Annotated in this window: 12 protein-coding genes; 9 read left to right on the forward strand and 3 right to left on the reverse strand. The window is 69.4% G+C overall.

The features are described from left to right. Positions 1 to 5: 5 nt before the first annotated feature. Positions 6 to 1,148, forward strand: a complete 1,143-nt coding sequence (locus tag V5F75_RS16840) for a ribonucleotide-diphosphate reductase subunit beta (protein ID WP_394033937.1) — start codon at positions 6 to 8, stop codon at positions 1,146 to 1,148. 90 nt (positions 1,149 to 1,238) lie between these two features. Here V5F75_RS16840 and zigA read toward each other — a convergent pair whose 3' ends face one another. After that, entirely contained in the window at positions 1,239 to 2,459 is a 1,221-nt protein-coding gene (gene zigA / locus V5F75_RS16845; RefSeq protein ID WP_394033938.1) for a zinc metallochaperone GTPase ZigA, read from the reverse strand. A 502-nt stretch (positions 2,460 to 2,961) separates the two neighbouring features. Here zigA and V5F75_RS16850 point away from each other — a divergent pair. From V5F75_RS16850 to V5F75_RS16885, 8 genes are all read left to right on the forward strand, one after another. Beyond that, the gene (locus tag V5F75_RS16850; RefSeq protein WP_394033939.1) at positions 2,962 to 4,179 is read left to right on the forward strand and encodes an ABC transporter substrate-binding protein; all 1,218 of its coding nucleotides are present in this window, start codon (positions 2,962 to 2,964) and stop codon (positions 4,177 to 4,179) included. Positions 4,180 to 4,355: 176 nt separating this feature from the next. Continuing rightward, positions 4,356 to 5,207 carry a branched-chain amino acid ABC transporter permease gene (locus V5F75_RS16855; RefSeq protein WP_394033940.1) on the forward strand — a complete coding sequence of 284 codons (852 nt, stop codon included), beginning with the start codon at positions 4,356 to 4,358 and terminating at the stop codon, positions 5,205 to 5,207. A 2-nt stretch (positions 5,208 to 5,209) separates the two neighbouring features. After that, a complete protein-coding gene (locus V5F75_RS16860) occupies positions 5,210 to 6,190 on the forward strand; it encodes a branched-chain amino acid ABC transporter permease (RefSeq protein ID WP_394033941.1) in 981 nt (326 codons plus the stop codon). Positions 6,191 to 6,193: 3 nt separating this feature from the next. After that, complete coding sequence (locus tag V5F75_RS16865) at positions 6,194 to 6,934, forward strand: ABC transporter ATP-binding protein (protein WP_394033942.1); 741 nt, start codon at positions 6,194 to 6,196, stop codon at positions 6,932 to 6,934. Further along, positions 6,927 to 7,631, forward strand: coding sequence for an ABC transporter ATP-binding protein (locus tag V5F75_RS16870; protein WP_394033943.1), 705 nt, complete (start codon positions 6,927 to 6,929; stop codon positions 7,629 to 7,631). Before V5F75_RS16865 ends, V5F75_RS16870 begins: the two co-directional genes overlap by 8 nt. A 33-nt stretch (positions 7,632 to 7,664) precedes the next feature. Beyond that, positions 7,665 to 8,591, forward strand: coding sequence for a carbon-nitrogen hydrolase family protein (locus tag V5F75_RS16875; RefSeq protein WP_394033944.1), 927 nt, complete (start codon positions 7,665 to 7,667; stop codon positions 8,589 to 8,591). 172 nt (positions 8,592 to 8,763) lie between these two features. After that, positions 8,764 to 9,600 (forward strand): TrmB family transcriptional regulator, encoded by an 837-nt coding sequence (locus V5F75_RS16880; protein WP_394033945.1) that lies wholly within the window; start codon positions 8,764 to 8,766, stop codon positions 9,598 to 9,600. A 125-nt stretch (positions 9,601 to 9,725) separates the two neighbouring features. Continuing rightward, positions 9,726 to 10,436, forward strand: coding sequence for a nitroreductase (locus V5F75_RS16885; protein WP_394033946.1), 711 nt, complete (start codon positions 9,726 to 9,728; stop codon positions 10,434 to 10,436). Between the two features lie 139 nt (positions 10,437 to 10,575). On the opposite strand, the gene chrA is transcribed toward V5F75_RS16885, so the two are convergent. Both chrA and V5F75_RS16895 read right to left on the reverse strand, forming a co-directional pair. Further along, complete coding sequence (gene chrA / locus V5F75_RS16890) at positions 10,576 to 11,784, reverse strand: chromate efflux transporter (RefSeq protein WP_394033947.1); 1,209 nt, start codon at positions 11,782 to 11,784, stop codon at positions 10,576 to 10,578. 138 nt (positions 11,785 to 11,922) lie between these two features. After that, positions 11,923 to 12,378: a MerR family transcriptional regulator gene (locus V5F75_RS16895; protein ID WP_394033948.1), complete on the reverse strand. Its 456-nt coding sequence runs from the start codon at positions 12,376 to 12,378 to the stop codon at positions 11,923 to 11,925. Positions 12,379 to 12,400: the final 22 nt, after the last annotated feature.

Consider the following 12,400-nt stretch of genomic DNA (forward strand, 5'->3'; position numbering starts at 1 on the left):
CAGCCATGCTCGACTGGTCCCAACCCGCCCCGGCGCCGCGCCCCGCGCCGCCCCTCCCCGCCACCATCGCCCAGCCGCCCATTGGCGATGGCGCCGACACCACCGGCCTCGGCGCCATCGCCCGCGGCGCCGGCCGCGTGAGCGTGGACGAGAAGCGCATGCTCAACGCCCGCGCCGACGTGAACCAGATCCTGCCCATGAAATACGGCTGGGCCTGGGAGAAATACCTTTCCGCCTGCAACAATCACTGGATGCCAACCGAAGTATCCATGCAGGCCGACATCGCGCTGTGGAAGTCGCGCGAGGGCCTCACCGAGGACGAGCGGCGCATGGTGAAGCGCAACCTCGGCTTCTTCGCCGCCTCGGAAAGCCTGGTGGCGAACAATATCGTGCTCGCCATCTACCGCCACCTCGCCAATCCCGAATGCCGGCAATACCTGCTGCGACAGGCCTTCGAGGAGGCGGTGCACACTCACACCTTCCAATACATCGTGGAAAGCCTCGGCCTCGACGAGGGCGAATTGTTCAACATGTACCGGGAGGTGCCCTCCATCACCGACAAGGCGGCCTGGGCGCTCGCCTACACGCAGAACCTCGCCGACCCCGCCTTCGCCACCGGCACGCCGGAGGCCGACCGCGCCTTCCTGCGCGATCTCGTGGCCTTCTACGTGGTGTTCGAGGGCATGTGGTTCTACACCGGCTTCGCGCAGATCCTCTCGCTGGGCCGGCGCAACAAGATGGTGGGCATCGCCGAGCAGTATCAATACATCCTGCGCGACGAGAGCATCCATCTCAACTTCGGCATCGACGTCATCAACCAGATCAAGGCCGAGAATCCGCACCTGTGGACGCCCGCCTTCCAGGAAGAGGTGCGCGCCATGCTGAAGGAGGCGGCGGAGCTGGAGGCGGCCTATGGGCGGGACACCATGCCCCACGGCCTGCTGGGGCTGAACGCGGCCTCGTGCGCGCAATACATGCGCTTCATCGCCGATCGCCGCTGCGCCCAGCTCGGCCTCGCGCCCGTGTTCGGCGAGACGGAAAATCCCTTCCCCTGGATGAGCGAGGCCATGGACCTGAAGAAGGAGAAGAACTTCTTCGAGACCCGCGTCATCGAATACCAGAACGGCGGAGCGCTGGCCTGGGACTGATGCCGCGAAGCCCGTGAGCTTGGCTCACGGGCCATGGTGGCCAATGCCGCACCGGAGGGCCACCGGCAGAGGAGCGGCGAAGCCGGCGGATCACGCCGGCGCCGCCTCCCAGGCCGGGAACGGGTCCGGCAGGTGCATCAGCTTTTCGGGATCGAAGCGCTTGGGGTCAGCCGGCCCCACAAGGCAGGCATCGAGCGCCGCGCGGATGGCGCCCTCGTCCAGATTCATGCCGATGAAGACCAGCTCCTGCCGGCGGTCGCCGTAGCCGGGCACCCAATGGGAGCGGAGCCAGGAGCGCCAATCGGGCTGGGTGGGCCAATAGCCCTTCGGCACGCTCGCCCACCAGCGTCCGATGTTGCCGGTCTGGCAAATGGCGCCGGCAAGGCTCATCTCGCCGACGCGGCTCGGCCGGGTCGCCAGCCAGAACAGGCCCTTGGCCCGCACCAGCCCCGGCCACGTCTCGCACAGGAAATCGTGGAACCGCTCGGGATGAAACGGCCGGCGGGAACGATAGACGAAGCTCGAGACGCCGTATTCCTCCGTTTCCGGCACATGGTCCTTGAAGCCGTTCAGCTCCTTGAACCAGACCGGATGCGTGCTCGCCTTCGCGAAGTCGAAGCGCCCCGTGCCGAGCACCTCGGCAAGCGGAACCTTGGAATAATCCGTCTCGACCAGGCGGGCATCGGGATTGAGCGATTTCACCACCGCGCGCACGGCGCCGAGCTTCTGCGCGTCCACCGCCGAAATCTTGTTGAGCACGATCACGTCGGCGAACTCGATCTGGTCGGTGAGGAGATCCACCAGGGTGCGATTGTCCTCCTCTCCCGCGGTTTCGCCCCGGTCGCGCAGGAAGTCGCGGGAGCCGAAATCCTTGAGCAGATTGGCCGCGTCCACCACCGTCACCATGGTGTCGAGCCGGGCGATGTCGGAAAGGGAGAGGCCCTGCTCGTCGCGGAAATCGAATGTGGCGGCGATGGGCAGCGGCTCCGCGATGCCGGTGGATTCGATGAGCAGGTAATCGAAGCGGCCTTCGTCGGAAAGGCGGCGCACCTCCGTCAGCAGGTCGTCGCGGAGCGTGCAGCAGATGCAGCCGTTGGTCATCTCCACCAGCCGTTCCTGGGTGTGGGAGAGATTGGCGCCAACGGCGCGCACCAGCTCGGCATCGATATTCACCTCGCTCATGTCGTTGACGATCACCGCCACCTTGAGCCCCTCGCGGTTGGCGAGGATGTGGTTCAGCAGCGTCGTCTTTCCCGAGCCCAGAAAGCCCGACAGGACCGTGACCGGAAGGCGGTTCTCAAGCACGCCCATTCTCCCTGTTGCCCGGCGGGGGAGCACCCACGCCGCATATGATATGATATATTGTATCATTATCAGGATGAGGGCGGTTCGCAAGGGCTACTCCACGACGGCCACAGGGCGCGCCCGGAGCGTACCGGGGCACGCCCGGTGGTTTCAGCATGGTGCTCACGGGGGCTCCGGCCTGGGCGCGCGGGCCCGGCGCCCCCCTTTACCGCCGCCGGAAGGAGCGCGCTTGTCGGAAAAACCCGACAGGCAGCCAGCGCCAAAGCCTGCCTCTCAAATTTCCATTCGTCGAAAAATCCGACACATAAAAATCGCGCCGCAACGCGTTGAAATCATGCTGCATGAGCGAATTTTGTGCAGATAAAAATACGTATTTTCAATATTTTACGATCTTCCGCACTGCACCGTGCGCGACATGCACAAAATTTGCGTTTGCCGGCTGTTGACGGAAAAGTCCGACAGGCTCTAGCGTCACCCCATCGCAGCCAGAGCCGAAGGGGACTTCCAGATGTCCGCACCTCTCGACCGGCGCCGCGCGACGGGCATGATGCTCGCCGCGGGGGCCGCCGCGTTCGCCTTTCTCGCTTCCCCCGCCCGCGCCGCCGATGACGTGCTGGTGGGCGTGATCCAGCCGCTTTCCGGCCCCAACGCCCAGTTCGGCATCGGCTCCCAGCGCGGCACCGAGCTTGCCGCCGAGATCATCAACGCGGCGGGCGGCATCAAGGCCCTGGGCGGCGCCAAGATCAAGCTGGTGGCCGCCGACGTGCCCACCCCCAACACCGCCGCCGCCGCCACCCAGCGCCTCATCTCCCAGAACGGCGTGAGCGCCGTGGTGGGGGCCTTCGTCTCCTCCACCACCCTTGCCGCATCCGAGGTCACCGAGCGCGCGCAGATCCCGCTCGTCACCTTCGCCTTCGCCGACCAGATCACCGGCCGCGGCTACGATTACGTGTTCCAGGTCTCGCCCAAGGGCACCGTGTTCGGCGAGGCCCAGTTCGACTATGCCACCGCCATCGCCAAGGCGGCGGGCGAGAAGATCGACAAGATCGCCATCCTCTACGAGGACACCGCCTATGGCACCGCCCAGGCCAAGGGCCTGCGCGAAGCGGCCAAGAAGGCCGGCGTCGAGATCGTGCTGGACGAGGCCTATCCGCTCGGCATCACCGACGTGTCGCCGCTGGTGAACAAGCTGCGCGCCTCCGGCGCCCAGATGGCCTTCCCCGTCTCCTATCTCAACGACAGCCTGCTCATCATCCGCGCCCTGCGCCAGCAGAACATCGACATTCCGGTGATCGGCGGCGCCGCCGGCTACATCATCCCCGACTTCAAGAAGGGCCTCGGCGAGTATGCGGAAGGCGTGCTCTCGGTGGCGGCGGCCTCGGGCGACCTGATCCCCGACCTCGCCAAGAAGTACAAGGAGAAATACGGCACCTTCATCACCCACGAGGCGCTCATCCACGCGGCGGCCCTCGATGCGGTGGCCAAGGCCATGGAGAAGGCCAAGTCCTCCGACCCGCAGAAGGTGCGCGACGCCCTCGCCACGCTGGATTACTGCGGCGACCTCGCCGCCGGCGTGCCGGGCGGCTGCATCAAGTTCGACAAGACCGGCCTCAACACGTCTTCCTTCCCCGTCATGGTGCAGTGGCGCGGCGACCAGCCGGTCACCGTCTATCCGCCCAAGGCGGCGAAGGAAAAGCCCATCTGGCGGGGCAAGACGGTGGAGTGACGCCGTCGCGCACCTGACCGGCGACCCGGACGGCGACATCCCGCCGCCCCGCCAGCCGCCGCCCGGGCCACCCCCCGGGCGAAACGGCGGGGAGAGGGCTCCCCCTGCCCCTCCCCGCCTCCAAAGAAACCGCCCCCGCGACCGCGGGGATTCTCCCTCCAGCAGCAAGGGCACGCATGTTCCAGGCTCTCGTGGACGGCATCCTGCTCGGCGGCGTCTATGGCGTCATCTCGACGGGGCTGTCGCTCGTCTTCGGCGTTCTCGGCGTCGTCAATTTTGCCCATGCCGAATTCCTCATGCTCGGCATGTACGTGGCCTGGTTCGCATGGCGCTACCTCGGCCTCGACCCCATGCTCGGGTCGGTGCTCTCCTTCGTCATCGTGTTCGGGGTGGGCTACCTCGTCCAGCGCACGCTGGTGCAGCGGGTGCTGAAGGCGCCCCCGGCGGCTCAGGTGTTCCTCACCGTCGGCCTCATGATCGTCATCGAGAACGCGGCGCTGATGGTGTTCGGCTCCGATTACCGCTCGGTGAGCGTGCCCTACCAGGTGGAGGGCTTCCGGCTCGGCGACATCTTCGTGGGCGCGCCCTATCTCTATGCGTTCGCCGCCGCCGTGGTGCTCGCCGCCGCGCTGTGGCTGTTCCTGGAGCGCTCCTGGACCGGCCGCGCCATCCGCGCCGTGGCGCAGGACCCCATGGCCGCGACCCTGGTGGGCGTGGACACCAAGCGCACCTATGCGATGGCCTTCGGCCTCGGCGTGGCGCTCACCGCCTTCGGCGGCGCGGTCATTCTGCCCTACATCACGGTCAGCCCCACGGTGGGCGGGCAGTTCGTGGTGCTCATGTTCACGGTGGTGGTGCTGGGCGGCCTCGGCTCGGTGGCGGGGGCGCTCGCGGGCGGCATCATGGTGGGCATCGTGCAGTCGCTGTCGGCGCTCGTGTTCCCCATCCAGCTCCAGAACCTGTGCCTGTTCGTGATCTTCATCGCCGTTCTCGCCCTGCGCCCGCAGGGCCTCATCAAGGGCGCCTGAGCATGCGGAACCTTCTTTCCCCCTCCCGCGCGGCGCTGGTGCTGTTCTTCCTCGCCGCCGCCCTGCTGCCGCTGGTGCTCGACCCGCGCGGCCACATCCTGCGGGTGGCGGCCATGGTGCTGCTGTTCGCGGCCATGGCGCAGTCGTGGAACATCGTGGGCGGGCTCGCCAACCAGATCTCGCTCGGCCACGCCGCCTTCTTCGGCCTCGGGGCCTACACCTCCACGCTGCTGTTCCTGAAGCTCGGCGTCTCGCCCTGGATCGGCATGCTCGCGGGCGCCGTGGTGGCGGGCGTGGCGGCGGCGGCGCTCTCCATTCCCACCTTCCGGCTGAAGGGGCACTATTTCGCCCTCGCCACCCTCGCTTTCGCCGAGGTGATGCGCGTGATCGCCAACAGCTGGGCCGATGTGACCGGCGGGCCGGTGGGCCTGTCCATCCCCTTCATGGGCAGCCAGCCGGCGCTGTTCGCCTTCCGCTCGGTGGCCTCCTATTACTGGGTCATCCTGGTGCTGCTGGCGGTGGTGTGCCTGGTGTTCCACCTGCTGGCCTCGGGCGCCATCGGCTACCGCCTGCGCGCGGTGCGGGAGAATGAGGCGGCGGCCGAGGTCGCGGGCGTGGACACCTTCCGCGTGAAGCTCACGGCCAGCATCATCTCGGCGGCGCTCACCGCCATGTGCGGCACGGTGTTCGCGCAGTTCACCTTCTTCTTCGATCCCGATTCCATCTTCTCCCTGTCGGGCATCTCGGTGCGCATGGCCATGATCGCCATCGTCGGTGGGCTCGGCACCCTGGGCGGGCCGCTGGTGGGCGCGCTGTTCCTGATCCCGCTGGAGGAAGTGGCGAACGCGGCGCTGTCGTCCGAGGCGGCGGGCCTCTCGCAGTTCGCGTTCGGCGTCATCCTCATCGCCGCCATCCTCATCGAGCCGCGCGGGCTGATGGCCTTCCGGCCGAAGGCGCGCCGCGCCGCCGCGACGGGAGCCTGAGCCATGCAGCCTCTCCTGCAAGCCGATGCCATCTGCGTCACCTTCGGCGGCCTCAAGGCGGTGGACGGCGTCTCCTTCACCCTCGGCGCCGGCGAGATCGTCGGGCTCATCGGCCCCAACGGCGCGGGCAAGACCACGCTGTTCAACGCCCTGGTGGGGCTCCAGCCCCTCACCTCGGGCGCCGTGCGGCTGGGCGGGGAGACCGTCTCCGGCCTCAAGCCCCACAAGGTGGCGCGCCTGGGCATGACCAAGACCTTCCAGAACGCCGCCCTGTTCCCGGACATGAGCGTGAAGGAGAACGTGACCACCGCCGCCCTGCTGCGCCACGACCTGAAGGGCGCGCGCGCCAAGGCGGACGCGGTGCTCGCCAAGCTCGACCTGATGCCCATCGCGGATGCCGACGTGTCGGACCTCACCTTCCCCCAGAAGGCGCTGGTGGAGATGGCCCGCGCGCTCGCCACCGAGCCCCGCGTGCTGCTGCTCGACGAGGTGATGGCGGCGCTGACCCCCACCGAGATGGACGAGGTGATGGACGTGATCCGCGCGCTGAAGGCCGAGGGCCTGAGCTTCCTGGTGGTGGAGCACCACATGCGGGCCATCATGGCCCTGTGCGACCGGCTGCTGGCGGTGAACTTCGGCCGCCTCATCTGCGATGGCGCGCCGGCCGAGGTCGCCGCCCACCCCCAGGTGATCGAGGCCTATCTCGGCCACGGCGCCGCCGGCAAGGAGGCCGCTCATGCTTGAGGTCCGCGAGCTTTCCGCCGCCTATGGCGGGCCGGACGTGCTGCACGCCGTCAGCCTCGACGTGAACGCGGGCGAGACGGTGGCCGTGCTCGGCGCCAACACCGCCGGCAAGACCACGCTGCTGCGCGCCGTCTCCGGCCTCGTGGCCAAGGCGCGCGGGCACATCGCCTTCGAGGGCGCCGAGCTCATCGGCCGCCCCGCCCACACCATCCCGGTGCTGGGCATCGGCCACGTGCCGGAAGGGCGCCACGTGTTCCCGCGCATGACCACGCTGGACAACCTCAAGATGGGCGCCTTCTTCCATCGCGGCGCCAAGGACATCGCCGAGCGCATGGAGCGGGTGTTCACCCTGTTCCCCCGCCTGCGGGAGCGGCAGGCGCAGATGGCGGGCTCCATGTCCGGCGGCGAGCAGCAGATGGTTTCCATCGGCCGCGCGCTCATGGGCAACCCGCGCCTGCTGCTGCTCGACGAGCCGAGCCACGGCCTCGCGCCCATCGTGGTGGACGAGCTGCACGCCGCCATCGGCGAGATCAACCGCCAGGGGGTCGCGGTGCTGCTGGTGGAGCAGAACGCGGTGCTGGCGCTCTCGGTCGCCCATCGCGGCTACGTGCTGGAGGCGGGCCGCGTGGTGCTCTCCGGCACCGCGCAGGCGCTCGCCGCCGATCCCGGCGTGAAGCGCGCCTATCTCGGCGTGTGACGGCGCGCCGCCCCAAGCTCCAAGGAGACAGACATGAAAGTGAAAGCCGGCGTGGCCCAGGTGGGCGCGGTGCCGTTCGACGTGGAAGCCTCCCTCGCCAAGGCGGAAGCCTGGATCGCCAAGGCGGGCGCCGAGGGCTGCGAGATCGTGGTGTTCCCGGAAGCCTTCCTCTCCGTCTACCCCAAGGGGTCGGACTTCGACATCTCCATCGGCGTGCGCACCGTGCGCGGGCGCGAGGAGTTCCGCCGCTATTTCGACGCTTCCATCACCGTGCCCGGCCCGGAGACCGAGCGCCTCGGCGCGGCCGCGGCGGCGGCGGGCACCTATCTGGTGATCGGCGTGATGGAGCGCGACCTCGGCACCATGTACTGCACCGCCCTGTTCTTCGGGCCGGACGGCACGCTGCTGGGCAAGCACCGCAAGCTCATGCCCACCGCCGGCGAGCGCCTCGCCTGGGGCTTCGGCGACGGCTCCACCCTGCCGGTGTTCGACACGCCCATCGGCAAGATCGGCGCCGTGATCTGCTGGGAGAACTACATGCCCATGCTGCGCATGGCCATGTACGCCAAGGGCATCTCGCTCTATTGCGCCCCCACCGCCGACGACCGCGAGACCTGGCTGCCCACCATGCGCCATATCGCGATGGAAGGCCGCTGCTTCGTGCTCACCACCTGCCAGGTGATCTCGCGCGCCGCCTTCCCCGAGGATTACCGCTGCACGGTCTCCAACGATCCAGAAAGCACCCTAATGCGCGGCGGGGCGGCCATCATCGATCCCCTGGGCAGGGTGGTGGCGGGGCCGGTATTCGACGAGGAATGCCTGCTCACCGCCGAGCTGGACATGGACGAGCTGGCCCGCGCCAAGTTCGATTTCGATGTCGCCGGCCACTATGCCCGGCCGGACGTGTTCACCCTCACCGTGAACGAGGCGCCTCAGAAGGCGGTGAGCATCAAGGGTTGAGACCGCGCGGCGCCTGAGCGAACGCCGCCCGGCGCCGGCCGAACACCGGGGCCGACGGCATGAACCCGCGTCCTGGGCTCATCCGCCGCGCAATCAGGGAGTGCGCCGGGGACGGAATCCCACCATTCTCGCGGTTCGGACCTGAGGGGCCGCGCCGCGAGAGACGCGCATCATGGACATGGAAGACAAGCTCGCAAAGATCGGCATCACCGGAAAGCTCTTCAAGCTCTACCTCGCCGCCGTGGAGCTGGGGGAGGCCCCGGTGCAGGAGGTGGCGGCCCGCGCCGGCCTCGCCCGCACCACCGCCTATGACGTGCTCCAGCGCCTGGAGCAGGAGGAGCTCATCCGCATCGAGGAGCGCGCCGGCCGCCGGTTCGTCGTCGCGGAAGACCCGGTGGGCATGCTCCAGCGCCTGGAGCTGCGCCGCCAGGTGATCTCGGACGTGATGCCGCAGATCCGCTCCCTCTACAATCGCGCCAAGGGCAAGCCGCAGATCCGCTTTTACGAGGGCGAGGAGGGCATCAACACCGTGCTCTGGGACACCCTGACCTGCCAGAGCAAGACCCTGTGCGGCTTCCTCTCCATGAACGAGCTGATCGAGACCCCCGGCCTCGGCGAGATGGACGTCTATATCTCCGAGCGGGTGAAGCGGGGCATCACGCTGAAGGTGCTGCGCTCGCGCATCAAGGACGTGGAGAAGATCTGGCCCACCGGCCACGAGCAGCTGCGCGAGCTGCGCTACACGCCCGATCCCATCACCCTCGGCATCACCCAGTATATCTACGACGACAAGGTCTCCATCATCTCCTCCAAGCAGGAGAATTACGGTCTCATCATCGAGAGCGAGGAGTTCGCCCGCCTGCAATCGGTGATGTTCGAGACCCTGTGGGCCATCTCCACCCCGGCGGTGCCGGAGGTGGACGCCGAGGCCACGGCGCCCCCCGCCGGCCCCGCGCCCAAGGCCGCGCTCAAGGCCCGGCGCGGCAAGCGCGCGGCGGGCATCGCCTGAGGACACGGGTTGCGGCGCGCGGGAAAAGCGCGCCGGGGGCCCTTCAACGCAGGCGGCGAACTTGCCAATGTGGGCGACGCGGCAACACGCACCGCCCGAAAGACGCCCGCGGAGGAACGCCCCTTATGAATGCCCCCATACCGCCTGCCCTTCCGCTCTCGGCCGAGGAGGCCATCCGCACCCGCCGCTCGGTGCGCGCCTTCCTGCCCACGCCGGTGCCGCGGGAGACGGTCACCCGCATCCTGGAGCTGGCGGCCCGCGCGCCCAGCGGGTCCAACATCCAGCCCTGGCAGGTGCTGGCGCTTGATGGCGCGCCGCTGCAGGCGCTCAAGGAGGAGTTGCACGCCCTCGCCCTCTTCGGCGACGCGGGGGAGGAGGAATATCCCTATTACCCCCCCACCTGGCGTGAGCCCTATATCGGCCGCCGCCGCGCGCTGGGCTGGGCGCTCTACGGCTCGGTCGGCATCGCCCGCGGCGAGAAGGAGAAGATGGCCCTCCAGCAGGCCCGCAACTTCCTCTTCTTCGACGCCCCGGTGGGCCTCTTCTTCACCATCGACCGCGACCTGCAGCTCGGCTCCTGGCTGGACTACGGCATGTTCCTGCAGAACATCATGATCGCCGCGCGCGGCCTGGGGCTCGACACCTGCCCGCAGGGCGCCTTCAACGGCTATAACAGGGTGATCGCCGAGCGGCTCGCCATTCCGCCGGAACGCATGCTGGTGTGCGGCATGGCCCTCGGCCACGCCGATCCGAGCGCCCCGGTGAACGCCTTCCCCACCGTGCGCGAGCCGGTGGAGGGCTTCACGCGCTTCGTGGAGGCGCTGGCCTTTGGTTAAGCCCGCGCGGCGCTTGAGCGGACCCACTCGGCACCGGTCGAAGGCCGGGCCGCCGGCATGACGCCAAGGCCGCGCGGCATCCCGGCGGAACCCGTCCGGCGCCGGTCGAAGGCCGGGGCCGCCGGCGTGACGGCGCCGCTCACATCATCGCGCGCAGCAGGCCGATGCCGGCGAGCAGCGCCACCACCAGAACCGGCGGCGCCTGCCAGCGCGTGAGCAGCAGGAAGCCCGCGAGGGCCAGGGCGAAATCGGCCGGCGCGTGCACCGCGCCGGTCCACACGGGATCGTAGAGCGCGGCGCCGAGGATGCCGACCACCGCCGCATTGGCCCCGCGCATGGCCGCCTGCGCCGCCGGGCGCGCCCGAAGCCCGTCCCAGAAGGGCAGCATCCCCGTCACCAGCAGCAGGCCGGGCAGGAACACCGCCACCAGCGCCAGCGCCGCGCCGGCGATGCCGTGGGGCGCCGGCCCCATGATGGCGCCGAGATAGGCGGCGAAAGTGAAGAGCGGCCCCGGCACCGCCTGGGCCAGCCCGTAGCCCGCCAGGAACGTCTCCGGGCTCACCCAGCCGGGCGCCACCACCGCCGCCTGGAGCAGCGGCAGCACCACATGGCCACCGCCGAACACCAGCGCGCCGGAGCGGTAGAACGCCTCGAACACCGCCACCGCGTGCGCGCCCCCCGCCAGCAGCGGAGGCACCGCAAGCAAGAGCGCGAACAGCATGAGCAGCACGACGCCAAGGCGGCGCGATACCGGCACCGCCAACGCCGTGGCGCTCGCCAGCGCCTCGCTCCGGCACAGCCGCGCGCCCGCCAGCGCGCCGAGGGCGATGGCGCCGATCTGCCCCACCGCGCCCCCCGCGAACACCACCAGCAGCACGGCGGCAAGGGCGATGGCCGCCCGCGTGCGGTCCGGCGCCAGGGTGCGGGCCATGCCCCACACCGCCTGCGCCACCACCGCCACCGCCACCAGCTTCAGCCCGTGCAGCACGCCCGCCGCCAGGGGCCCCTCCAACGCCGCGGCGCCGAGGGCGAAGAGCACCAGCACCGCCGCCGAGGGCATGGTGAAGGCGAACCAGGCCGCGAGCCCGCCCAGCAGCCCGCCGCCGCGCAGCAGCCCGAGCGTGAAGCCGAGCTGGCTCGACGCCGGCCCCGGCAGGAACTGGCACAGGGCCACGAGATCGGCGAAGCCGGCCTCGTCGATCCAGCGGCGCCGGAGCACCAGCTCGTCGCGGAAATAACCGATGTGGGCGATGGGTCCGCCGAAGGAGGTGAGGCCCAGCTTCAGGAAGGCGCCGAACACCTCGGCCACGGAGCCGGCGGGGCGGGGCATGGCGCTGTCTGTGCGCATCGAAGAGGAACTCCGGCCGGCAGGCGCCGCCCACACGGAAGGACGGCGGAGCTGCCGCTTTCATCGCATCTCGATATCGATTTCCGATATCGATGTCCACGCCGGAAGCCCCCGCCTCCTCCTTCCCCCGCGATGGGCTCAGGCCTCGGGCGCCGCGCCGCTCTCCCCCTCATGGGCGTGGAAGCGGCAGGCGCCGTGATCCGCCAGCACCTCGATGACGCGGCATTCGGCCACCCGGCCGTGGCTGCATTCGCCCACCATGCGCTCCAGCTCCGCCTCCAGCGCCCTGAGGGCGGCGATGCGCCGGCGCACCTCGTCCAGCCGCCCGCGCGCGATCTCGTCCGCCGCCGCGCAGGAGTGGTCTGGGCGATCCTGGAGCTGCAACAGCTCGCGGATGGATTCGATCTCGAACCCCAGCTCCCGCGCGTGGCGGATGAAGGCGAGCCGCTTCAGGTCCCCCGGCCCGTAGAGGCGCCGGTTGCCCTCGGTGCGCGCGGTGGGCGGCATGAGGCCGATCTGCTCGTAGAAGCGGATGGTGGGCACCTTCACGCCGCTCGCCTGCGCCGCAGCGCCGATGGATACGCCCGCGCTCATTTTCCGGGTCTCCCCCTCTTGC

It is taken from the genome of Xanthobacter albus (assembly GCF_043194895.2).
Taxonomy (GTDB): Bacteria; Pseudomonadota; Alphaproteobacteria; order Rhizobiales; family Xanthobacteraceae; genus Xanthobacter.